Origin of the sequence: Idiomarina abyssalis, from assembly GCF_019797805.1 — a bacterium.
GTDB lineage: Bacteria > Pseudomonadota > Gammaproteobacteria > Enterobacterales > Alteromonadaceae > Idiomarina > Idiomarina abyssalis.
This window is the reverse complement of sequence record NZ_CP081832.1, coordinates 468,649-491,600: the sequence shown is the minus strand read 5'-3', so window position 1 is coordinate 491,600 and position 22,952 is coordinate 468,649. Positions and strand designations below refer to the sequence as shown.

Annotated in this window: 24 protein-coding genes; 12 read left to right on the top strand and 12 right to left on the bottom strand. The window is 50.1% G+C overall.

Going from position 1 to position 22,952, the window contains the following annotated elements; all coding sequences use genetic code 11:
- Window positions 1-34 precede the first annotated feature (34 nt).
- From K5X84_RS02425 to K5X84_RS02415, 3 genes are all read right to left on the bottom strand, one after another.
- Entirely contained in the window at window positions 35-1,879 is a 1,845-nt protein-coding gene (locus K5X84_RS02425; protein ID WP_244994810.1) for a DUF1302 domain-containing protein, read from the bottom strand.
- A gap of 191 nt (window positions 1,880-2,070) precedes the next feature.
- Window positions 2,071-3,000, bottom strand: coding sequence for an electron transfer flavoprotein subunit alpha/FixB family protein (locus K5X84_RS02420; RefSeq protein ID WP_222236509.1), 930 nt, complete (start codon window positions 2,998-3,000; stop codon window positions 2,071-2,073).
- Entirely contained in the window at window positions 2,997-3,746 is a 750-nt protein-coding gene (locus K5X84_RS02415) for an electron transfer flavoprotein subunit beta/FixA family protein (protein ID WP_053954537.1), read from the bottom strand. Before K5X84_RS02415 ends, K5X84_RS02420 begins: the two co-directional genes overlap by 4 nt.
- A gap of 124 nt (window positions 3,747-3,870) precedes the next feature.
- Here K5X84_RS02415 and K5X84_RS02410 point away from each other — a divergent pair, with 124 nt between their 5' ends.
- Window positions 3,871-4,239, top strand: a complete 369-nt coding sequence (locus K5X84_RS02410) for a SufE family protein (RefSeq protein ID WP_222236508.1) — start codon at window positions 3,871-3,873, stop codon at window positions 4,237-4,239.
- A 134-nt stretch (window positions 4,240-4,373) separates the two neighbouring features.
- Here the strand turns inward: K5X84_RS02410 and tcdA are convergent, their stop codons facing one another.
- From tcdA to K5X84_RS02395, 3 genes are read right to left on the bottom strand one after another with little or no spacing between them, the layout of a single operon-like run.
- A complete protein-coding gene (gene tcdA / locus K5X84_RS02405; protein ID WP_222236506.1) occupies window positions 4,374-5,162 on the bottom strand; it encodes a tRNA cyclic N6-threonylcarbamoyladenosine(37) synthase TcdA in 789 nt (262 codons plus the stop codon).
- On the bottom strand, window positions 5,155-5,574 hold the full coding sequence (locus K5X84_RS02400) for a PAS domain-containing protein (protein WP_222236500.1): 420 nt from the start codon (window positions 5,572-5,574) through the stop codon (window positions 5,155-5,157). The genes tcdA and K5X84_RS02400 overlap by 8 nt, the downstream gene beginning before the upstream one ends.
- Entirely contained in the window at window positions 5,571-6,599 is a 1,029-nt protein-coding gene (locus K5X84_RS02395) for a response regulator (protein WP_222236499.1), read from the bottom strand. Before K5X84_RS02395 ends, K5X84_RS02400 begins: the two co-directional genes overlap by 4 nt.
- A 115-nt stretch (window positions 6,600-6,714) precedes the next feature.
- Between K5X84_RS02395 and K5X84_RS02390 the strand changes: the two genes are divergently transcribed.
- Window positions 6,715-7,566 (top strand): thymidylate synthase, encoded by an 852-nt coding sequence (locus K5X84_RS02390; protein WP_222236497.1) that lies wholly within the window; start codon window positions 6,715-6,717, stop codon window positions 7,564-7,566.
- A 216-nt stretch (window positions 7,567-7,782) separates the two neighbouring features.
- Here K5X84_RS02390 and lgt read toward each other — a convergent pair whose 3' ends face one another.
- The 4 genes from lgt to rppH are packed head-to-tail and all read right to left on the bottom strand — an operon-like array spanning window position 7,783 to window position 12,177.
- On the bottom strand, window positions 7,783-8,571 hold the full coding sequence (lgt, locus tag K5X84_RS02385) for a prolipoprotein diacylglyceryl transferase (RefSeq protein WP_222236495.1): 789 nt from the start codon (window positions 8,569-8,571) through the stop codon (window positions 7,783-7,785).
- A 23-nt stretch (window positions 8,572-8,594) separates the two neighbouring features.
- Complete coding sequence (locus K5X84_RS02380; protein WP_199493649.1) at window positions 8,595-9,386, bottom strand: sulfite exporter TauE/SafE family protein; 792 nt, start codon at window positions 9,384-9,386, stop codon at window positions 8,595-8,597.
- A 2-nt stretch (window positions 9,387-9,388) separates the two neighbouring features.
- Window positions 9,389-11,659: a phosphoenolpyruvate--protein phosphotransferase gene (ptsP, locus tag K5X84_RS02375; protein WP_222236973.1), complete on the bottom strand. Its 2,271-nt coding sequence runs from the start codon at window positions 11,657-11,659 to the stop codon at window positions 9,389-9,391.
- Between the two features lie 5 nt (window positions 11,660-11,664).
- Window positions 11,665-12,177 (bottom strand): RNA pyrophosphohydrolase, encoded by a 513-nt coding sequence (gene rppH, locus K5X84_RS02370; RefSeq protein WP_054491160.1) that lies wholly within the window; start codon window positions 12,175-12,177, stop codon window positions 11,665-11,667.
- 94 nt (window positions 12,178-12,271) lie between these two features.
- Here rppH and mutH point away from each other — a divergent pair, with 94 nt between their 5' ends.
- Window positions 12,272-12,946, top strand: a complete 675-nt coding sequence (gene mutH / locus K5X84_RS02365) for a DNA mismatch repair endonuclease MutH (RefSeq protein WP_222236493.1) — start codon at window positions 12,272-12,274, stop codon at window positions 12,944-12,946.
- 18 nt (window positions 12,947-12,964) lie between these two features.
- The gene (locus tag K5X84_RS02360; protein WP_222236491.1) at window positions 12,965-13,642 is read left to right on the top strand and encodes a DUF2982 domain-containing protein; all 678 of its coding nucleotides are present in this window, start codon (window positions 12,965-12,967) and stop codon (window positions 13,640-13,642) included.
- On the opposite strand, the gene K5X84_RS02355 is transcribed toward K5X84_RS02360, so the two are convergent.
- Complete coding sequence (locus tag K5X84_RS02355) at window positions 13,643-14,377, bottom strand: EAL domain-containing protein (RefSeq protein WP_199493646.1); 735 nt, start codon at window positions 14,375-14,377, stop codon at window positions 13,643-13,645.
- A 150-nt stretch (window positions 14,378-14,527) separates the two neighbouring features.
- Here K5X84_RS02355 and K5X84_RS02350 point away from each other — a divergent pair, with 150 nt between their 5' ends.
- The 8 genes from K5X84_RS02350 to arcA all read left to right on the top strand — a co-directional run bounded on the left by K5X84_RS02350 (window position 14,528) and on the right by arcA (window position 22,563).
- Window positions 14,528-14,950 (top strand): ATP-dependent zinc protease family protein, encoded by a 423-nt coding sequence (locus K5X84_RS02350; RefSeq protein ID WP_222236490.1) that lies wholly within the window; start codon window positions 14,528-14,530, stop codon window positions 14,948-14,950.
- Window positions 14,947-15,852 carry a 30S ribosomal protein S6--L-glutamate ligase gene (gene rimK, locus K5X84_RS02345; protein ID WP_222236488.1) on the top strand — a complete coding sequence of 302 codons (906 nt, stop codon included), beginning with the start codon at window positions 14,947-14,949 and terminating at the stop codon, window positions 15,850-15,852. Before K5X84_RS02350 ends, rimK begins: the two co-directional genes overlap by 4 nt.
- A 1-nt stretch (window position 15,853) precedes the next feature.
- Window positions 15,854-16,876 carry a succinylglutamate desuccinylase/aspartoacylase family protein gene (locus K5X84_RS02340; protein ID WP_222236487.1) on the top strand — a complete coding sequence of 341 codons (1,023 nt, stop codon included), beginning with the start codon at window positions 15,854-15,856 and terminating at the stop codon, window positions 16,874-16,876.
- Complete coding sequence (locus K5X84_RS02335) at window positions 16,851-17,222, top strand: Hpt domain-containing protein (RefSeq protein ID WP_224797880.1); 372 nt, start codon at window positions 16,851-16,853, stop codon at window positions 17,220-17,222. The genes K5X84_RS02340 and K5X84_RS02335 overlap by 26 nt, the downstream gene beginning before the upstream one ends.
- Before the next feature lie 78 nt (window positions 17,223-17,300).
- Entirely contained in the window at window positions 17,301-19,007 is a 1,707-nt protein-coding gene (locus tag K5X84_RS02330) for a DUF342 domain-containing protein (protein ID WP_222236486.1), read from the top strand.
- 12 nt (window positions 19,008-19,019) lie between these two features.
- Window positions 19,020-20,024: a class I SAM-dependent methyltransferase gene (locus tag K5X84_RS02325; RefSeq protein WP_222236485.1), complete on the top strand. Its 1,005-nt coding sequence runs from the start codon at window positions 19,020-19,022 to the stop codon at window positions 20,022-20,024.
- A 96-nt stretch (window positions 20,025-20,120) separates the two neighbouring features.
- Window positions 20,121-21,740, top strand: coding sequence for an ATP-binding protein (locus K5X84_RS02320; protein ID WP_222236484.1), 1,620 nt, complete (start codon window positions 20,121-20,123; stop codon window positions 21,738-21,740).
- Window positions 21,741-21,840: 100 nt separating this feature from the next.
- Window positions 21,841-22,563: a two-component system response regulator ArcA gene (gene arcA, locus K5X84_RS02315; RefSeq protein WP_054491171.1), complete on the top strand. Its 723-nt coding sequence runs from the start codon at window positions 21,841-21,843 to the stop codon at window positions 22,561-22,563.
- Here arcA and K5X84_RS02310 read toward each other — a convergent pair.
- Window positions 22,557-22,907, bottom strand: a complete 351-nt coding sequence (locus K5X84_RS02310; RefSeq protein WP_054491172.1) for an Hpt domain-containing protein — start codon at window positions 22,905-22,907, stop codon at window positions 22,557-22,559. The genes arcA and K5X84_RS02310 overlap by 7 nt on opposite strands.
- Window positions 22,908-22,952: the final 45 nt, after the last annotated feature.

Here is a 22,952-nt window from a genome sequence, read left to right as displayed (position 1 = left end):
GGTTTTATCGTGATTCACGGTGTGAATCAATGTATTAGAACGCGTAAGAGAAGCTGACTGACGCATAGTCACGGTCAGTGGTCGCATCGTAGTCACCGCCGGTGAAGGTGGTGTAACCCAGGCTCACTTTGTAAGTAGACAGGTAGTCTGCTACTAAGTTAACGCCCAGCGACTTACGGTCTTCAATAAAGTTGCTGTTGGGTGAGTAACCATTAACGTCGTGGTTAAACTGAACCACAGGCGTTAAACCCCAGCCCTGCCAAACGTCTTTGTATTCAAACTGGAAGCGGGTACGGTAGCCCCAGGAGTTTGAAGTGACAAAACCGTCGCAGTTCATATCGGCCGGTGCGCCAGTGTCTTCTGCACTTAAACACTTACCATACAGTGGCAAACGACCGTAGCGTTGTTCGTTCAGACCCGGTAAATCATGTACCTGATTAGTGGCAATTTCACCCACAAAGGTCATGCGGTCAGAACCCCACAGACGGTCAACAAAGCGCACAAAACTAACCTGCGCCTGACTAACGTCCATACGGTCATAGCCGTGAGCTAATTCACCCAGTTCGGCGTTGTTAACGCGGTCAGCAAAAGTGCTTGGCACGTTTGGACGCAAACCGGCGGTTAAAATTTCGGTGGTGTTAATTTGTACCGGCACACCGTCGCGGTAGCTGTACTCACCGCCAACAGACCAAAGGCCTAAATTAGTGCTGAAGCTTAAACCGATGACACTGGTGTCTTCCGGATATTCGATAACCAGACGAGGTCCGTCTATCGGGTAGCCATTAGGCGTTGACCAGGTATAGCCAAGTTGTTGACCCGCTGCGCCTGCCGCTTGCTGGAATGGACGCGGGTCCACTGTCCAGTTGTACGCCGAGATAATTGGCGTGTTGTTATGCAGGTTCAGGTAGTAAACACCAAATTCTGTGTCTAAGTCCATTGAGTAGTAACGCAGGTTAGCACCCCACTGGCCGCTGTCTGAAGCTTCCAGCGTAGGGTTGCTGCCAATATAAGCGCCAGATTGTACCGACTCAAAGTCACTTAAGTAGCTGTCTGGGTCGCCTGGTACTAACTGTGGATTCAGTGTCACTTTACCGCAGCCAGGGCCGCCGATGATATCGACACTTGAGAAGTACGTACCACAGCCGTCCAGTTTCGTGTTGTCCCACTCGTACTGGTAAAAAGCTTCTAAGTTTAAGGTATTGGTTAAGCCAATGCTGGTGCTTAGCATACCAACCGGTAACAGGGCTTCTTTAATTTCTGCGCCCGGACGACGTGCCGCGTTTACATCCAGCGGGTTAATGTCGTTAATACCGTTGAAAACAAAGGTACTTTCACCCCAGCTTAATACCTGGCGTCCTAAACGAACGCTGGCTGGCATGTCGCCTAAGTCAAAGTTGGCGTAGACAAAGGCATCCAATAATTCAACGCCTTTACCTTGAGAGTAGTCGTCGAATACGCTGTCGTTCAGTTTGGTGTCCGGGTAGTAGTTGTTACCCGGGTGACCGTGCGCCATGTTCTCTTCAGAAACAACGTGATCGTACCAATAGTTGAAACGAATAAAGGCACCGTGGCTTCCGCCGTCAATGCTTAAGTCATGTACGCCTTTGACTACGGATGATACTAAATCACCTTTATCAAAGTTCAGGTTACCGTCGTCACCCACGCTTGACTGTGCCGTTCCGCCCTGGCGGTTGCCCGGATGCATCAGGTGGTTAGCCTGATCTTCCATACGCCATGCAGCGCCGTAAGACAGAATAGAGTCGAATTTAATTTCGTAATCGCCGACTTCGAAGTCAGCAGCCTGGCCTGATGCCGCAAAGCTCAGTGCAATGGCCGTAGCCAGAGGAAGTTTTTTTAGCATAGTTGTTCTTCTTTTCATTGTGAGCCACCTAATCCTTTAAACTTGTTTGGCGGTTATGTCTGAATCATGTCCGATGAGTTAAAAATATGCAAGTGTATGAACACGAAAATATAACAAGTTGTTGGAAAAAATGCGGGAAAATGTCGCTACTGACGCTAAAAATGGAGCGCCAGCAGCGAATCTAGAATGTTACAAAGACTCAGCAAATATTACAGTTTGCTGTTTAATTCAGGTAATACATCGAACAAGTCGGCTACTAAACCGTAGTCCGCCACCTGGAAGATTGGGGCTTCTTCGTCTTTGTTGATGGCAACAATGACTTTAGAGTCTTTCATACCGGCTAAGTGCTGGATAGCACCACTAATGCCGACCGCAATATAAAGCTGCGGAGCAACAATTTTACCGGTTTGACCAACCTGCATGTCGTTTGGTACGAAACCAGCGTCTACCGCGGCGCGTGAAGCACCGACTGCAGCGCCCAGTTTGTCAGCTACGTCTTCCAGCAAGTGGAAGTTTTCGCCGTTCTGCATACCACGACCACCAGAAATAACGATTTCTGCTGAGGTCAGGTCAGGACGTTCTGATTCTGCCAGTTGCTCTTCAACAAACTCCGATTTGTCGTTGTTAAATACGGAGTCGATGTTTTCAACTTCGCCGCTACCGCCTTCTTCTGCGACAGCATCGAACGCCGTTGCACGAACGGTGATGACTTTAATTTTGTCTTCTGACTGCACAGTGGCAATGGCGTTACCTGCATAGATAGGACGCTTAAAGGTGTCGTCGCTTTCTACCGAGATAATGTCAGATACCTGTGCCACGTCTAATAACGCAGCAACGCGCGGCATGAAGTTTTTGCCGGTGGTTGTGGCCGGAGCCAGAATGTGACTGTAGTTTTTGCCTAAGTCAGCAACCAGTTCACTGATATTTTCGGCCAACTGATGCTCGTAAGCTTCGTTGTCTGCCAGCATGACTTTTTTCACGCCGTCGGCTTTTGCCACATTCTCAGCAACGGTTGAGCACCCTTTACCGGCAACCAGTACCTCGATGTCGCCACCGATTTTCTGTGCAGCGGCTAACGTTTTCAGCGTTGAAGGGTCAACCGCGTTATTGTCGTGTTCTGCTACCACTAAGATGCTCATAATACTTTCGCCTCGTTTTTCAGTTTGTCGACCAGCTCATCTACGTCAGCTACTTTCACACCGGCGCTACGTTCCGCGGGCGTTTCAACTTTCAGCAGCTTAATAGTGCGCTTAACTTCCACACCCAGTTCGTCCGGGCTTGTGGTTTCCAGCGGCTTACGCTTGGCTTTCATGATGTTTGGCAGTGACGCGTAACGCGGCTCGTTCAAACGCAGGTCGGTAGTGACAATAGCCGGCAGGTTCAATTTAACGGTTTGCAGACCACCGTCAATTTCACGGGTGACGTTCACAAAACCGTCGCCTACTTCCACTTTAGACGCGAAAGTACCCTGTGGCATACCGGTTAAGGCGCCCAGCATCTGACCAGTTTGGTTGTTGTCTGAGTCGATAGACTGTTTACCCAGAATAACCATGTCCGGCCCTTCTTTCTCTACCACACCTTTTAGAATTTTAGCGGCAGATAAAGAGTCCGGCATGTCGTCGGTTTCAACCTGAATAGCACGGTCTGCACCTAATGCCAGCGCAGTACGTAACTGCTCCTGTACCGCTTTAGGGCCAATAGAAACTACAACGACTTCGTCTGCTGTGCCTGCCTCTTTAAGGCGTACAGCTTCTTCTACGGCAATTTCGCAGAATGGGTTAAGTGCCATTTTGACGTTCGCCAAATCGACATCGGACTGATCTGGTTTAACACGCACCTTGACGTTGTAGTCAATGACGCGCTTAACCGCGACAAGTATCTTCATGTTGTCTTCCTTTTTCTGGAATGTTCTGAATGTTGGTCTTTATTGTGCTGTCATTATCCTAGACTGGCGTCGATCTCACAAGTTATGGGAGAATAAAACTCTATTGCCGTAAGGGAGAGTTTACATGACCAGCTGGGAACAGCTTTTTCGTCACTTAGTTCAACAAGCCAAAAGTCTACCAGAATATCCGGCAGAATGTCGTGATGACGATCATCTGGTGGGTGGCTGCGAGGCAAAGGTGTGGCTGTGGCTGGATACTTCTGACGTGGAGGCGGTAGTGATTCGCTTTGATTCCGAATCGCGCATTGTGCGCGGGCTACTGGCACTACTACAACAACGGCTGGACGGCTGCTCGGTAGCGGAAATAGCCGCCTTTGACATTGACGCCTTTTACCGCGCCGAAGGCCTGGACAACGCCCTAAGCCCTTCGCGCAGCAACGGCCTGTACCAGGTCGCCAAAACCCTGAAGTTGCGGGTTATGAATGAGCGCTGAGGTTATAGGAGCTACTGCGGAGGACGCCCGTGAATACATCCTTGTAGGGCTTGGGCAGCGCCATCCTTGGCGCTGCACACCTCCGCAGTAGCTCCCATAACCATCGGGCGCGCTCACTTACATTACGCAAAAATTTATTTTACCGGAGCCAGCCGTTTCAGAAGCATAGCGGTGGCTTGCATCGCAAAGCTGCAGGTGACGACCATAGCGGCACCAAAGCCGGAGCTGCAGTCCATGCGCATGGAGCCGGAGCCTGGTTTTTGCAGAGTGACTTCACCTTCTTGCTCACCGGAAATTACCGGATAACGCAGTTGCTCTTCGGAGTAGACACAGTCAACGCCCCATTTGCGCTTGGGGTTCTTGGAAAAGCCGTAGTCACGACGCAGTTGCGAGCGTACTTTGGCGAGTAGCGGGTCTTGCTTGGCTTTGGCTAAGTCACCGACGCGGATCATGCCCGGGTCTATCTGCCCACCGGCACCTCCGCACACCACCAGGCGCAGCTTTCGACGTTTGCACCAGGCCACCAGCGCGGCTTTAGTATTGACGCTGTCTATGGCGTCCAGCACCGCATCGGCACCGGTTAGGTACTCTTCGAAGTTTTCGGGCAGCAAAAAGTCATCAATAACCTTAACTTCGCAGTTTGGGTTAATGCTTTTCACCCGTTGAGCCAGCACCTCAGTTTTGAGCTGGCCAATGGTGTCATCGGTAGCCGGTAACTGACGGTTGATATTGGTGGTACATACGTCGTCTAAGTCAATGAGTGTGAGCTTGCCAATGCCGGTGCGCGCCAGTGCTTCCACTGCCCATGAGCCCACGCCGCCAAGCCCGGCGACCACAATATGTAACTGCTGAAAATGGTTGAGCGCCTGCTGTCCGTAAACACGGCTCACACCACCAAAACGCGGATCGGGTACTTCACTCATGACTGGGTTGTTCACTCACATCGTAGATAATAATGCCCACCTGGTGCACTTCACCACGCGGGTTCTTAAGCGGAATTAGGGTCACGTTTTGGTACATCCACTCGCTCTGCCCACTTATGGGGCGGCTGTGGCGAAAACGAAACACGTAAGGACGCTGTTGCCAGGTGATAAACACCCGCGAGTTTAATTGCCGCACGCGGTCAATTTTACGCTGAAACCAGATCTCATCGATACCCGGGCAGCAGCGGAATAAATTCTTGTCGCGCACTTCGCTGGGCCGCAAACCGCTGTGGTTCTGCATAAACTCGTTCCACATCTGGATGTTGTTGTCGTTATCGACCACCACAATGCCCACATCAATGGCGCCCAGAATGCTCAGCTTGCTGTGCAGCTCGTCCATATCGTCTATCATTGGTCATCCTCTTCGCTTTGCAGCCAATGCGCCAGCTGCTGGTCGAGAATTTTCACAGCGTCCGCCGGGAACAGCAGTAAAAGGTCAAACGCCAGCTTATGTTCCGGCAACTGATAGCCAATTTCTATGGCCAGAATTTTCTGCCAGCGTTTTTCACCATGCTTCAGTAATTCTTGCATGGGCTGGTTCTCACCGAGTAATACCGGCTGCGACGCCGCAAACTCCACATGCAACTGCTGACCCAAACCGTTCAAACAGGCAGAAGATAAAATAGACGCCACGTCCATTAACGATTCAATACGTTGCTGTTTCACCGAGCCACTTTCGCCCAGTTTAGCACCTAATAACTGACCAATGTCGTCAATAGCCGCTTCATTAAAAAGCGTTAGAGCCTCACCTAAAATACCGCTACCGGAAAACCCCTGACTGACTGCCGCTACTTGCTGTTTGGCGTCTATAGACTCTATCGCCATGTGCAGTTCAGAAGGGGCAATGAAATTGACATTCGGCACGGGTAATTCAATGAATGTATCTAATACCCGGGCTAAGTGATCACCCGCCTGACCCATGGCAACGTTTGAAACCTCGCGGTACACATCCAGCGGGTTAGACGGAGCCTGGGTTTGTTGGTCGGCAACTTTAAGCTGACCACCGGCGGGCTGGTAAAGGCCGAACTGCTGTAACAGAGTTTGTACGTCTTCGGCTTTCATCGGCTTTTTCACGAAGGCCATAGCACCCAATGACTGCACGCGTTTCTGCGCCTCAGGCTGTATGTCACCCGACACCACAATAACCAGCGTTTCTAACTGCTCGTCTTTGATGGCCTGCAGAGTTTCGTAGCCGTCTTTCACCGGCATGTTCAAATCCAGAAACAGGATTTCAGCACGCCCTTCACGCACACAAGTAAGCGCTTGCTCACCGTGCTCCGCCTGGTGTACCTCTGCGTCCCAGTCGTCCGGCAGCGTGCGCAGCAGCTGTTTCCGCGCCATTTTAGAGTCATCGCACAGGGTGACTTTTAGCGTCATAGATTGAAATTCCCGGCCGTTGTTTAGTGCCCTTATTCTAGCGCAGGCAGTAGCCTGATGCCATTGCATCAGGTACGATATAAAACATTACGCACAACACAATTTTATATAAAAAATGAAACAATACTTAGAGCTGTGCCAACGCATTGTCGACGAAGGTGTTTGGGTTAAAAACGAACGTACAGGCATTAACTGCCTGACGGTTATAAACGCCGACTTAGAGTACGATGTTGCCAACAACCAATTCCCGCTAATTACTACTCGCAAAAGCTATTATAAATCAGCTATTGCTGAGCTTTTGGGCTATTTGCGTGGCTACGACAGCGCGGCTCAGTTTCGCGATATTGGCTGCAAAACCTGGGACGCCAATGCCAATGAAAACCAGGCATGGCTGAATAACCCGAACCGCCAAGGTGAAGATGACATGGGCCGCGTTTACGGAGTACAGGGGCGTTCATGGCAAAAACCGGACGGCAGCCACTTAGATCAGTTGAAAAAAGTAGTTAATAACCTGTCAAAAGGCATTGATGACCGCGGCGAAATAGTCACCTTCTATAACCCCGGCGAATTTGAATTGGGTTGTTTGCGCCCCTGCATGCATACCCACAACTTTTCGTTGTTAGGCGACACGCTTTACCTAACCTCATACCAACGCAGTTGCGATGTACCGCTGGGGCTTAATTTTAATCAAATTCAGTGCTTTGTTTTACTGGCTTTGGTGGCACAGATTACCGGGCACAAACCAGGCAAGGCGTACCACAAGATAGTGAACGCTCACATCTATGAGAACCAACTAGAGTTAATGCGCGACGTTCAGCTGAAACGGGAGCCTTTTCCGTCGCCGCAGCTACATATTAACCCCGAAATTAAGTCTCTTGAAGATATTGAAACCTGGGTCAGTAAGGATGACTTTACCGTCAGTGGCTATCAGTGTCACGAACCAATAAAGTACCCATTTGCGGTATAACCCAATTAAGAGATTAGAACAGAGCTGGGGCCGATAAACGGCTGTTGGGGCGCATGTAAGCGTTACGAATGTTGAGGGGCGCTATGCCAGAGTGTCGAAGGCCATGGATGGCCTTCGTCAAGCGTTCATGGATGAACTTGCAGCGTCTCTGGCATAGCGCCCCTTAACGCTCAAGCGAAACATGTGACCCAACAGCCGTGTCCCCCAAGCCCCGTTTTAAGCGCGGGGCTTGGCACGAACCATCAGAATGATACCCAGGATGATCATTGGCAGGGTCAGCCATTGACCCATGGACATACCCAGAGACAGTAGACCTAAGTGAGCGTCGGGCTCGCGGAAGAATTCCACAATAAAGCGTGCAACTCCGTAGCCTAGCAGGAATAAGCCACTTACTGCACCAACGCAGCGCGGTTTACGCTGGAACCAGATAATAACGGCAAACAACAGCAGGCCTTCTAACAAGGCTTCGTATAACTGCGACGGATGCCGCGGTACCGGCCCACCGCTGGGGAAGTACATTGCCCACGGCACTTCTGCCGCACGGCCCCAAAGCTCGCCGTTAATAAAGTTACCAATGCGTCCGAAGAACAGCCCCATAGGCACTAATGGAGCGACAAAGTCGCCCACCTGCAGGAACGAACGTTGTTTTTTGCGAGCATAAAGATACATAGCGGCAATAACACCCAGTAAACCGCCGTGGAAGGACATGCCGCCTTCGTGTATGTAAAACAAGTACAGTGGGTTATCAACAAAGCGTTCGAACTGATAAAATAATGTATAACCGACACGGCCGCCGACAATAACGCCAATAAAGCCCCAGAACAGCAAGTCACTGAATTGTTCTTTGCTCCAGTTTGGGTCTTTTTCGGTTTGACGCATGCCCCAGAAATAGGCAAAGGCAAAAGCGGCTAAGTACGCCAGGCCGTACCAGCGAATGTCGATAAACCCAATACTGAAAATAACAGGATCAATGGCGGGAAACTGCCAATAGTCATTTGACGGCACTGCGTGTACTCCCTGCTTTATGGTTAATTAAAAATAAGTTGTATGGCAACCAGAATAAGAAAGGCTGCAAATACGCGCTGCAGCTGTTTTACCGGTAATTTGTGCGCCAGTTTAGCACCCAGCGGAGCGAATAACACCGAGGCCACAGAAATGCCTACCCAGGCCGGTATATTGATTAACCCAAAGGCGCCGGTTTCACGGCCTGACAACCAGCCGTTTAAAATAAACATAACCACCGAGCTGCAGCCTATGATAAAACTGCCCAGCGATGAAATGGCAATAGCCTGGCGCACCGGTAGCCGCATACGGCTTAAAAAAGGCACGGTGAGCGCGCCGCCACCAATACCCACCAAGCCAGAAATGGTACCAATAATGTAACTGCCTAAAGCCACTAAACGCTTAGATACCGAGGTTAATGGCTCGCCGGTTTTCTGCGGAAACAGCATGCGAATGGCCAGCGCAATTAATACAATGGAGAAAATACGCTTTAACCAGTCGGGGTCAATAATGGTCACCAAAAACGCGCCGGTCATAGCGCCTAAAGATAACCCCGGAAGCACCCGAATAAGCCAGAAGTTTTCCATTAACCCGTGCTTTGCATGAGCGCGGGAAGCACTGGCAGTGGTCATACAAATGGTTGCCAGACTGGTAGCAATGGCGCTGGGCACCACCAGCTCGGGCGGTACACCAATAAGCGGCAGCAGGTAAATAAGCAGTGGCACAATAATTAAACCGCCACCAATGCCGAGCATACCGGCTAACAAGCCAGCAACTGCGCCACCGCCAATACACCAGAGCCAGGTCGTCAGTAGCATAGTTATTTACCTGCCCTGACAAAGCCGCCAAGTCCGATGCTTTCCATCTTGTCGGCTATCATTTTACGAATTTGGTCCGGATTACGAGCCTGTAATGCTTTTGCCAGCATGACATTCAGCGTGCTGGAGCGCACATTGCGCAAGATCCAGCGTACCCGGTCCACGTTGTAACTGTTCATACTGAGCTGGCGGTAACCCATAGCAACCAGCAGTAACGCACCACCCGGGTCACCCGCTAATTCACCACAGACACTCACGGGCTTACCAATTTCTTCGCAGCGCCGGGCTATTTCGTCCAGGCTGGCTAATACCGCCGGATGATACGCGTCATAAAGGTTAGCAACCCGACGGTTGTTTCTATCCACTGCCAGCAAGTACTGGGTTAAGTCGTTGCTGCCTACTGAGAAGAAGTCGACTTTACTGGCCATGGCTGGCAACTGATAAATAGCCGCCGGCACTTCTATCATGACGCCCAACTGCGGCTGGAACAGGTTTACACCCACTTCGCAGCCCTGCTCCTCGGCCACTTCAAAATACGCCTGCTTGATAAGCCGTGAAGCTTCGTCCACTTCGCTGGTGCTGGTTATCATGGGCAGTAATATGCGCAAATTGCTTTTGCCGATACTGGCGCGCAACATGGCGCGAATTTGAATCAGGAAAATTTCCGGATGGTCCAGGGTTAAGCGAATACCGCGCCAGCCCAGAAAGGGGTTGTCCTCTTTTAGCGGAAAGTAAGGCAACGGCTTGTCGCCGCCCACATCCAGTGTGCGCATAACCACCGGCTGGTCAGGAAACTGTTCCAGCACTTCCTGATACATTTCGGTTTGCTCGTCCTCGGTGGGCAGTTGGTCTCGCATCATGAACGGAATTTCAGAGCGATACAGGCCTACACCGTCTATGTTCAGCGTTTTTAAGTAGTCGTGGGTAACGTCCAGCCCCAGGTTCAGGTGCAGACTAATTCGCTGACCGTCCTGAGTTTCCGCCGGTAAGTGACTGTGCTCGGCAACAATGTCGCGCAGCTCTTGCTCTTCTTCCGCCAGTTGATGGAACTCGGCTAAAACTTGCGCGGGTGGATCAATGTAAATTTCACCGGTGTAGCCATCTACTGCCAGCAGTTTGTCGGAGAAAAAGTGCAGCTCTATGTCATCAACACCCAGCACGGCAGGAATGTTCATGCTGCGCGCCATAATAGCGGCGTGCGAGTTACTGGAGCCGTTTAACGAAATAATGCCGGCAATTTGCTCGCGTGGCAGCTCCGCCAACATGGACGCTGTGACTTCGTCCGCCACCAAAATGAAATTGTCCGGCAAGGGTTTACGTCTGCGTTGCCGGTTTTGCAGGTGCATCAGCACCCGTTGACCTATGTCGCGTACGTCGGTTGCGCGTTCCTGTAAGTAAGAGTCTTCTAACGCCTCGAACTGCGCCACAAACTGCTCAACCACGTATTTTAATGCGGTTTGCGCGCGCCAGCCTTCTTTGATCATGTTTTCAACGGCGTCGCCCATACTGGCGGCGTCTAACATGCCCTGATACACATCGAATATGGCCAGGGTGTCGTCCGGCACTTGCCCGGCCATACGCATGGACAGTTCTTTTAAGTCGGCACGGGTACGGGCTACGGCCTGGCGAAACTTACGAATTTCATGAATGGGTTTGTCCGAGCGACGCGGCGTTACCTCGTCTAGCCTTGCTTCGGGTCGTGAGACATAAGCCTCACCCACAGCAACACCTGCTGAGCCGGGCAGACCACGCAGACTGTGTATCCAGGGTGAGTGCTCACTGACCAGTAAACCTTTGGCGTCGGCGTGGGCGATAACTGCGGCCAGCTGAGCCGCCAGGGTAACGATGAAAGCTTCTTCTTCGCGGCTGAAACTGCGGGCCACACTTTGATGAACCACAACAATACCCAGCACTTTACGGCGGTGGATAATGGGCGCGGCTAATAAGCCCCGGTAAATGCTTTCGTTGGTGTCGCTGAGCTTTTTGTTGGCAGGATGATTGCTGGCATCGGCAATGTTCAGGGGCTCTTCCCGTTGCGCCGCTAAACTGATGATACCTTCACCAAAGTCGACCCGAACAGGATTGCCGTCTTCAGCGCGCAGACCGTCGCTGGCGGCCATAACAAACTGTTTTTGGTCGTTGTCGGCCAAAAACACACTGCAACTGTCGGTTTCTAAGGCTTCGCGCACCTGCCCCACCATGGTGTTTAACGCCATGCTGAAATCAGGTGCTTTGTTTACGCCCTCTACTATCCTTTGCAGTGTGACCAGCATCATGTTTATCGTTTGCGCCTGTGCTGACGCCCTCCCGAAGCACGAAATGGCATAGCGTGTGAGGCAAACTCTTTCATCACCCGACGATAAACATCGCGCTTGAAGGATACGACCTGCCGCACCGGATACCAATAACTGACCCAGCGCCAGCCATCAAATTCAGGATGACCTGAATGTAAAACATCTACGTCTTCTTCACGACATTTTAGTCGTAACAAAAACCACTTTTGCTTTTGTCCAACACACATGGGCCGTTGTTCACGTCGAATCAAGCGCTTTGGTAAGCGATAACGCAACCATTGACGGCTGGTGTACAGAATTTCAACCTGCTCCGGCTTTAACCCGACCTCTTCATAGAGTTCGCGGTACATTGCCTGCTCAGGGGTCTCGCCTTCGTGAATTCCGCCTTGCGGAAACTGCCAGCTCTGCTGGTTGATTCGACGAGCCCAAAATACCTGCCCATGCCCGTTACAGATGACGATTCCTACGTTTGCCCGGAATCCTTCTGCATCTATCACGCGAGCATCCTCAATTATTCTCTGTTACAGTGGATTCTTCCATAAAGCCCGGTTGCGGGCAAATGCTGATTCACTATTTACGAAGAATTAAGTCATGACCCACAAACCACAACGCCCTCAATCTATCGACGAACTGTTCCAGCGCGCCGCCGCTTTAGCCGGCCGTTCTTTTGCTGAGCTGGCTGCAGAAACCGGGTTACAGGTACCTAAAGATTTGCGCCGCGACAAAGGCTGGGTTGGGCAACTGTTAGAGCTGCAACTGGGTGCTACTGCGGGCTCTAAGCCTACACAGGACTTCCCCGAACTTGGTGTGGAGCTCAAAACCCTGCCGGTAACACCCGCAGGTGAGCCTTTAGAAACTACCTTTGTATGCACGGCTCCGCTGGTGAATATTCAGGGCGTCCAATGGGCCACTTCTAACGTACGAAATAAATTACAACAGGTGTTGTGGCTGCCCATTGATGGCCGCCGGGAGGTTCCTTTGGCGGAACGCGTGGTGGGCAGTGCCTTTTTATGGATACCGAGCGCCGGGGAAGAAGCCCTGCTGCGCAACGACTGGGAAGAGCACATGGACCGCATAGCGCTGGGACAGGTTGAGAGTATTACCGCGCGCCAGGGTGAAGCCATGCAAATTCGCCCTAAAGCGGCAGACGGCTCAGCGCTGACCGAAGCTATTGGCCCGGAGGGGACTATCATTGAAGTACGCCCCCGGGGTTTTTATTTGAAAAAAGAGTTCACCCGCAGAATATTGCAGCGGATGTTTGCATGAATAAGCACAGGAGGAACTATGCAATTTGATGTCAGCCCTCAGGCCCGACGCAACGCCCTGACTTTTTGTGGCTTAGCGCTTTTACTCTTTGCCTTGCTGGTATTTTTACATCTGATCCGCAACGAAATTCCGGTTGGTTTATCGGTGGTATTGGGAGCGGCGTCCGGCATTCTGATGCTGCTGGGCATCGGCAAATTGATAGAACCACCGGTGTCGTTGGTAATTACCCCCGAGGGCATTCGCTATTTGCACCGCCGTGGCCAGTGGGAAATCCGCTGGGAAAACATTATTCGCTACGATGTACCAAGGGTGAACCGGGTTATGGAGCTAGAAGACGCGCCTTTTATTGGCTTCCGGCTTTACCACGTGGAGGAGGTTCTGGACGACATTTCACCCCGCTTAGCCTCTGCCCTGCTGTTTGAACAACGCCAGTTACTGACCATGGCGCTGCGGCACCAGGCTCCGGATCGGGAAGACTACACGCCCTACTTCGATATTCCGGACAGCTACATAAGCCCCGGCGGCAAGGTTTACAAAGGGCTTATTGGCGTATTTGGTAAACGCATGGAACAAATGCGGGAACTGCTTGGTTACGACTTATATGTAAGCTCTGCGGCACTTGACCGCGACATTTACGACTTTAAAGCGCATTTGCAGAAGTTACAGGCGAGCCGAAACGGTGATACGGATGCGTAATTACGGAAAATTAACGTCCTGAATCGCTTCCAGCATAGGCTTTTGAAAGTAATACCCCTGCATTAAAGTAATGCCGTTGTCGCGCAGGTATTTGTATTCGTCGTCGGTTTCAATGCCCTCGGCAATAAGCTGAATACCAAGCTCTTCACCAATTTGTTGAATAGAGCGAACCAGGGTTTGTTTGACTTTATTCTGGCAAATATCACGAATCAGTTTCATGTCAATTTTCAGAATGTCGGGCTGAAAGTCGGACAACAAATTCAGTCCGGCATAACCGGCGCCAAAATCGTCAATGGCCGTTTTGAAACCTTCTTTGCGATAAGCTTCAAACACTTCTACTAGAAACTGCTGACTGACCACTTGCTCCTGCTCAGTGACTTCAAAAATGATGTTATTACGATCAAAGTTGGTTCTTTTAGCCGTTTCCAGGGTTTTTGCCAGACAGGTTTCAGGCTCATAAATGGCATTGGGCATAAAGTTAATGCTTAAATTACCCGGCAATTTAATGCGCGAAGCCGTTTCAATAGCTTTCACCCGACAACTTTGGTCAAAAGTGTATTTATTGTCTTCGGTCACTTGCCCCAGTATGCGGCCCGCGCCTTCGCCGTTTTCACCACGTACCAAAGCCTCGTAAGCAAACACCGTTTTACTGGAGATGTCTACAATTGGCTGAAACGCCATTTTAATGCCAAACCCAAGAGGTTTGCGGCAGTTACAGGTTGGGCAAGCAGACATAGACTATCCTCAAAGAAGTTGTATAGCTCATACCGGACTAAAGTATCAGGTTTGAGAAAAAACGTAAAAACTGTGACTATCGATCAATAAAAATTGCGTTTTTATCAGAATACTGTATTAAGCATTCAACAGTTATTACAAGGTAGCACAATGACAACAATTGGCTGGCAAGAGTGGGGCGTACTTCCTGAGCTCCATATTAACCCAATTCATATGAAAGTTGATACTGGCGCGAAAACATCCTGTTTGCACGCATTTAAATTAGAACCATTTGAGCGCGACAACAAAGAGTGGCTGCGCATTTATATGCACCCAGAGCAAGGTTCACTGCGCGAGCAAATTTGCGAAGCACCGGTATTTGATAAACGTGAAGTGACCGATTCCGGCGGTCACACCGAGACCCGGTATGTGATCCGAACACGTTTACAACTGGGTACATTTGACGAGCTGGTGGAACTGACGTTAACTAATAGAGACACTATGAAATTTCGGATGTTACTAGGCCGACAAGCCATGCGTGGACATTTCATCGTCGACCCACAGGCCTCTCACTTATTAGGAGAACAACCATGAGAATTGCGATTTTATCGCGTAACTCAGCGCTTTATTCAACACGCCGTTTGGTGGAAGCCGCTGAACAGCGTGGCCATGAGGTTGACGTACTTAACCCATTGCGGTGTTACATGGACATCAACGCACGCGAGTCGTCGATTCACAAACACGGTAAAGAACTGCCCGTTTATGACTGCGTCATCCCCCGTATTGGCGCGTCTGTTACTTTTTACGGCACGGCAGTGCTGCGCCAGTTCGAGATGATTGGCAGTTACCCACTAAATGAGTCGGTCGCCATTTCCCGTAGCCGCGACAAATTGCGCTCGCTGCAGCTTTTATCGCGCAAAGGTATTGGCCTGCCGACCACAGGCTTTGCCAGTCAGCCGCAGGACATTCCGGACTTAATTGACATGGTCGGCGGTGCGCCGCTGGTTATCAAGTTGCTAGAAGGCACTCAGGGTATTGGTGTGGTCCTGGCAGAAACTCGTCAGGCGGCGGAAAGCGTAATTGAAGCTTTCATGGGTCTGAAGTCGAACTTTATGGTGCAGGAATACATTAAAGAAGCCGGTGGCGCTGATATTCGCTGTCTGGTTATTGGTGACAAAGTGATTGCGGCTATGAAGCGTCAGGCGAAAGCTGGTGAATTTCGCTCTAACCTGCACCGCGGCGGCAGTGCGTCGCTGGTAAAACTGACACCGGCAGAGCGGGCAACGGCCGTTAAAGCAGCTAAGACTATGGGTCTGAATGTGGCCGGTGTGGATATCCTGCGCTCGAACCACGGGCCATTAGTCATGGAAGTGAATTCGTCACCCGGCCTTGAAGGCATAGAGCAAGCAACGGATAAAGACGTTGCCGGGCAAATTATCAGCTTCCTTGAAAAAAACGCCAAAGCCCATAAAACCCGTACCAAAGGGCGCGGCTAGAATGAAGCGTTTTGAAATTGGCGGTCAATGTGTAGAGCCCGGCTCGCATCAGCACATTACGCTGCCGGCGCTGCGTTTATACAACGACGCGCCGCTGGATTTACGTATTGATGTGTTTCATGGCACTAAGCCTGGCCCGGTATTACTGGTTAGCGCTGCCATTCACGGCGATGAACTGAATGGCATTGAAGTTTGCCGGCGTTTGATCAACACCGTAGACGCACGCGAACTCAGTGGTACGCTGGTGGTAGTGCCTATTGTGAACTTATTTGGCTTTATTCAGCAGTCGCGCTACCTGCCTGACCGACGCGACTTGAACCGTTGCTTTCCGGGCTCGGAGCGCGGTGCAATGGGCAGCCGTATGGCCTATTTATTCAGCGAAGAGCTGGTAAAAAAGTCCACTCACATAGTGGATTTACATACCGGCGCCATTAACCGCAGCAACCTGCCACAAATTCGTGTTGATGTTGAAAACGAGAAAGCGCTGGCAATGGCAAAGGCTTTTAGTACCCCTGTTATTTTGCACTCGAAAGAGCGCGATGGTTCATTACGGTCTTTCGCCAACGAGCTCAACATTCCGTTGATTTTATACGAAGCCGGCGAAGCACTGCGCTTTGATGAAGCCTCGATAAGTGCCGGTGTTATTGGCGTACAGAACGTTATGAAGCACCTGAAGATAATGAAGGGCCGACGCCGCGGGCGCCGCGTTACCCCCGTTATTGCACGCCGTTCCACCTGGGTTCGGGCAGAGCGGGATGGTCTTATCATTCCAAAAGTTGAGCTGGGTCAAACCATTCAAAAGCAGCAAGTATTAGCGTTAAGTGTAAGCCCTCACGGTGGCGAAGGCGATGAGGTTGAATCTCCGGTGCGCGGTATTATCATAGGCTGTAGCAATATTCCGGTAGCGAATGAAGGCGAAGCCTTATTCAACGTAGCGCAATTTGATAAAGATACCATGTCGGATGCGACCGAAAGTGTGGGATCCTTTACTGAGGTGTATGAAAACAAGCCGTATGAGCAGTAATTTAGCAGACATTGATTTTAGTCAGGGCCTGCGCCATTGCGATGGTCAGGACAGTTTATACCGGGAAGTGCTGGTCTGTTATCTGGACCAGTTCCGTCCTCTGCTTGACGCGAAAACACTACTAACAGACTCTGAGGCAGCGCGCTTACAACTCCATACGTTAAAAAGTTTGAGTGCAACGATAGGCGCCGCACCTTTAAGCAAATTGGCGGCACAACTTTTTGCTAAATGGCAGCAACAAGATGAACAGCAACGCGCAGAAGCGATTAGACAAGTTAACACCAACCTGGCTTTAGTTAATGGTCAAATAGAGAACTATTGCAACAACGTTAATTTGGCCGATTAAAATTAATACAAAAGTTACTTAATATTCGTTAAAATGGCCCGATAAAAATAACAACAGCGATTAAAAAACAGGCGCCTTATGTCCAGTCCGGTCAGTTTCCGGGTTTCTGAAAGAGATGTTTACATCATTATTGATGCCGGTACACGTCCTTCAGAAGTCAAAGCAGAGCAGTTACAGAAAGCGTGGCAGGCTTCTGACTATTCGGCTGCAAAATTGCTGGACCCTCAAATGATGGCGCAAACCGCCACAAAATATGCCCAGCACTTCAGTAAAGACAGCAACAGCAGCATTTCTTTTCAGGTTATTATTGCCGAAATTTTTGACGCCGATCTGAACTTGCAGGTCAGCGACGATGACATGAAAGTAACCGCCAGCGGTATTGTTGGCTTTGGCGGTAAGGCGCTAACTCAGGAAGCAATAATAGCGAAGCTGAAAGAGAAGAAGGTAACTTCCGGTATTCAGCGCAAAGCCATTGATGCTTTGGTTGAACACACCAACGAAGCCCCTCCGGGTGCGGAATTATCAGTAACCGTAGCCAAAGGCAAATACCCCATAAACGGCAGTAATGCCAAGTTTAAACCGCTGGCCGACGATGCCCGCAAGCGCGTACTCAGACCACAGCTTCGCGAAGACGGTACCGCCGACATGCGCGACTTAGGCGCTCAGGTTACTGTTGACCCGGAACAGCCGTTACTGCAAAAGATTCCGCCCAGCAAAGGCCGACCAGGTTTTACGGTTTTTGGCCAGGAGTTAGAGGCCCATGACGGCGAGGATCGCGACTTTAAACCCGGGGAAGGTACCCGTGTCAGTGAGACAGACAGCAATTTAATTGTTGCCGACCGTACCGGCATGCCCAGCTTTAACGATAACAGCGTGCAAGTTGACGATGTCATGCAGCTAAATAATGTCGATGTCTCCACGGGGCACGTGAAATTTAAAGGCAGTGTCATTGTTAGTGGTAACGTCAGCGAAGGCATGAAAGTCACCTGCTCGGGTGATATCACCGTCGGTGGTTATGTTGACTCAGCTGAACTTTACGCCGACGGCAATATAACAGTACGCAAAGGCTGCATAGGTCGCCTGCTGAATTCCGGCGAAACCGCAGAGCATGACGAAGACGCCGATGACTGGATACCCGACGTTTCCACCAAACTGGTGGCGGGTGGCTCAATTTGGTGCGCCTATGCCCAATATTCCTGTTTAGACTCGCAAAATGGCGTACATACCGACAAGCAGCTGACTCACTGTCATGTCATAACCAAAGGTCAGTTGGCTATTGGTGGTGAGGGTCGCAACGCCCGCGGTAAATTGATAGGCGGCACCATTGAAACCTGTGATCACATTTATTGTGGCCAGTTAGGCGCACCTGCCGGAACCAAAACACGAATATACTGGTCATTGCCTCCGGTTGACCCACAGTCGTTGGAACATTTAAAGAACATGCGTGGCGTATTGGCTAAAACTCTGGCACGCATAAAAGTTGTGCAACAGGGGCTGGACCGTTGCAAAACGTTGGAAGACGGTCCTAAAAAGCTTGAGTACGAGACCAAATTAAAAAGTGAACTGCGCAAGCTCAAAGCGCGCATTGTTACTACCCGCATCAGCATCGACTCTGTATTGGAAGCTTTTGAGAACCATCCGGTACTGCGTACTATGGTCAGTAAAGAAGTGTTCCCCGGCATTTTGTTTATTTTTAAAGAAAAAAGCCTGCGCATAAAAGAACATCGCAATGGTACAATGTTCCTACTTCAGGACAAACAACTACGAGTAGACAGTCTGGTCTAAGCGGTAACTACTATGTCATCTGCAATTCTTTCTATGCTTGGGAGGCAATCCTCTCAACCCTGGACTTATGGTTCGTTGTTAGTGATTCACCCGGGCGGAGGAGAACTGGCAGGCCTGAGCAATAGTTCGGCCTGGTGTTTTCATGCCGGCCATGCCGATGCCTGGAAAGCGGCCGGACACAACGCTTTTTGTCAGGCACAGGCACCCGATTTAACCGCTTACGACGGCGTGTTAATGCTGGTAGCCAAAGAAAAAGAACTTAACCATTACTTATTAGAGCAACTGGCACTATTGCCGGCCAATACCCCTGTTTGGTTTGCTGGTGAAAAACGCTCCGGCATTCAGCCGTTAATGAAAAAGTTACCTAACTGGTTGCAACCGCCTCAGAAGCTGGCTTCAGCTAACCACTGTTTACTGTTTGCCAGCGCAAGAAACCAACAGGCTCATGAACCAGCGCCTTTGGCCAGTTATGCTAAGACTTTGACTTATGAGCTGGATAACCAGCCGAAATCTTTTGTCACTTTACCGGGTGTTTTCAGCCGTGAGCATATTGACCCTGCCACCCTGCTGCTGTTGCAGCACATTAAAGATTTGCCCAAGGGGCGAGGCTTGGACTTTGCCTGCGGAGCCGGTGTTATTGCTCAGCAAGTTTCGCCGCTAACCACTGAACTTATGGCGTGTGACGTGAGTCCTATTGCCATTGCTGCCAGCAGAATGACGTTGGAAAAAGAAGCAATAAATGCGGAATTGCGTTTAGCCGACGGGATACCAGAAGACGCCGGACAGTTCGATTTTATTATTAGTAATCCGCCGTTTCATACCGGGCAGAAAACCGATTACGAAATTGCCCGAAGATTTATTAAAGATGCAAAGCAACACCTTAATAAACAAGGCGTTTTGAGAATTGTGGCAAACCGCTTCTTGCCCTGGCCCGAGGTTATTGAATCGGCTTTTACGCACTGTGATACCATTGCCGATGATGGTCGCTACCGCGTTTACCATGCAACTTATCGATAAATAACCGATTTTTCTGTTTAACCAATGCCTTTTTTGTTAACGCTTTGCTAACATCAATATACAAATAATTTTTTCAGAGACTGAGCCGTAGACTGAATGCATACTATTTCACTGAAGCGCATACTGATTTATATCGTGTTGTTGGTCACCAGCTTCGCGCTTCTTGTCGGTTTTACCGTCAATATTGTTAGCCAGGTTGCTCAGTACGAGAAGTCTCTGCATGAGCAGTCGCTTTCGTACGCCCGCATAGTTGCCGGTAATGCAGCCAGTAGTCTGGTGTTTAATGACAACGCAACCGAAAAGCAACGGCTAAACTCACTGCAAAACACTGACTTTATTCAGCACGTTCATGTCTACAAACTGGATGAAACCAGTAACGAGTTGACCTTTTTCTCCAGCTACAACAAACAGGGACTGGCTCCTATTCCGGCGCGCTTTTCAAAACTCGACCGACTGACCTCGCCGCAAATTCAGGACAACTACATTGAAGTGTCGCAGCCTGTAGTGCTGGATAGCGAAGTAATCGGTTATGTTTACTTACGTGGCTCACTGGAGCAGGCCCGTTTATTTATGTGGCGCTCTATTGGCATAGCCGCTGTGGTATTTGTGCTGACACTGCTGCTTTGTTGGTTAGTGACTCTGCGTTTAAGAAAAACCATTGTGACACCGCTCGACTCAGTCGTGGATGTCATTTCTCAGGTAGCGCGGGACAAGAACTACTCGCTGCGCCTGGCGCCCTCACAGCTGGTAGAATTTGACATGATGGCTCACGCCTTTAATACCATGCTGGACAGAGTGCAGCAACATATCAGTCGTCAGCGCCGTGCCGAAGAAGAAGCCAGTCAGTTAAATACCGAGCTGGAGCGGCAGGTAACGCAGCGCACTCAGGCGCTGAAAGAATCGAACAGTGAGCTGTTAAAAACGCTGGAGCAGTTGCACCAGTATCAGGGGCAACTGGTTGAGTCGGAGAAAATGGCGTCGCTGGGCGACATGGTTGCCGGCATAGCGCACGAAGTTAACACACCCATTGGTTTGTCAGTAACGGCTTCGACCTTATTGCAGGACAAACTGACCGTTATGCAGGAAAAGTTTGACGAGAAACGCATTTCAACGTCTGAATTTGAGCGCTTTTTGAGTGACTGTGACGAAAACCTGCAAATTATTTACCGCAACTTAGGCCGCGCCGCCGACTTAGTGACCAGCTTTAAGCAAGTGGCCGTTGACCAGTCATCGGAAGTGGATCGCGACATTCATATACCGTCTTTTATGAACGATGTTCTTATTTCGGTTAAACCGCGACGCCTTGACCCGGAAAAATTCCCAATTCGAATTTCTTGTCCGGACAACCTGACGGTACGCGCTAAAGCCGGACCGCTGAACCAGGTGCTGATAAATCTTATTGTGAACTCCATGATCCACGCTTTTGACGGCTACGACCACGGGCAAATTGATATTACTTTTAGCATGCAGAACGACACTGAGCTGGAAATGGTTTACGCCGATAACGGCAAAGGCGTACCGAGCGATATCAGCCGTAAAATATTTGATCCCTTTGTCACCACCAAACGAGGTTCCGGCGGTAGTGGTTTGGGTCTGCATTTAGTTTATAACCTGGTGACTCAGGTATTAGGCGGTAACATTCACTTCTTTAGTGAGGAAAAGAACGGGGTGGAGTTTATTGTTCGTTTTCCCGTCACTTTAGTCAGCAATGCTTGAAAAATCTCAAACAAAAGTCATAATGTAACGTCATAACTTTTATAAATATAAGTTCAACACCGTACGCACAGCGACGAACTTTCCGGGAAAATCAACGCTTATGAATGCCAGAATATTGATTGTTGAAGACGAAGTTGTTACTCGCCAGACTCTTACCCGTCTATTCCAACAAGAAGGCTACGAAGTTTTTGATGCAGCTGATGGCCTGCAAATGGAAAACATCATGCGTCAGGAACGTGTTGATGTCGTAATCATGGACGTTAACCTGCCAGGCAAAAATGGTCTGGAACTTGCCGAGTCATTACGCGAAAGCGACAACATTGGCTTAATTTTCTTAACCGGGCGCGACAGCGAAGACGACCGCTTGTTGGCTCTGGAACTGGGTGCTGATGATTACCTCATTAAGCCTTACAATCCGAAAGAGCTGACTATTCGCGTACGCAACCTGTGCCGTCGCATTGAAGCTTCACGCTCAAGCAATCCGGTTGAAAACAACAGTGTTGAGTTCCAGTTCCACGGTTGGCGTTTAAACAGCGACAGTCGCTGCCTGTACTCACCGGAAAACCAGATGTTCCGTCTGCCGAAAAGTGAATACCGCGCGTTAGAGCTGTTTTTGTCAAACCCGGGCCGTATTCTTGACCGCGAAACACTGGTTAAACGTATGCTGGACCGCGAACTTCGTCCGAATGACCGTACAGTTGACGTTGCCATTCGCCGTATTCGTCGTCATTTCGAGTCACACCCGGAAACGCCAAACCTGATTACCACCATCCATGGTGAAGGTTATCGTTTTATTGGTGAGGTTGATCAGCAAGCTCAGTGATGCTTCGCTAACCAGGCGTCAATTTGCTGCCGGTGCGGAATGACCGCATCGGCCCATTCTATTAACAGGCGTTCTGCCACTGGCCATTCCCAGTCTTCTTTCTCTACCCTTTCCATGTTTTTTGACAGAGCCGTTAAACCGACCGAACTACAGGCACCTTTCACTTTATGTGCTTGCTTACGTAACTCGTCTTCGTTGCGTTCTTTAGCTGCCTGATGCAGTAGCTTAGCGTAGCTTTGAATAATACCGTCAAAGGTTGTAAGGGTTGCTTTTATGCCCTCGGCACCCAGAGTATCCAGGTATTGTTGCAACAGTTCGGTATCGATATCCGATTTTTCTGCCATCTTTGTGTGCTCCATCAATCCAAAACCCTATCCTCGGCGTATTCC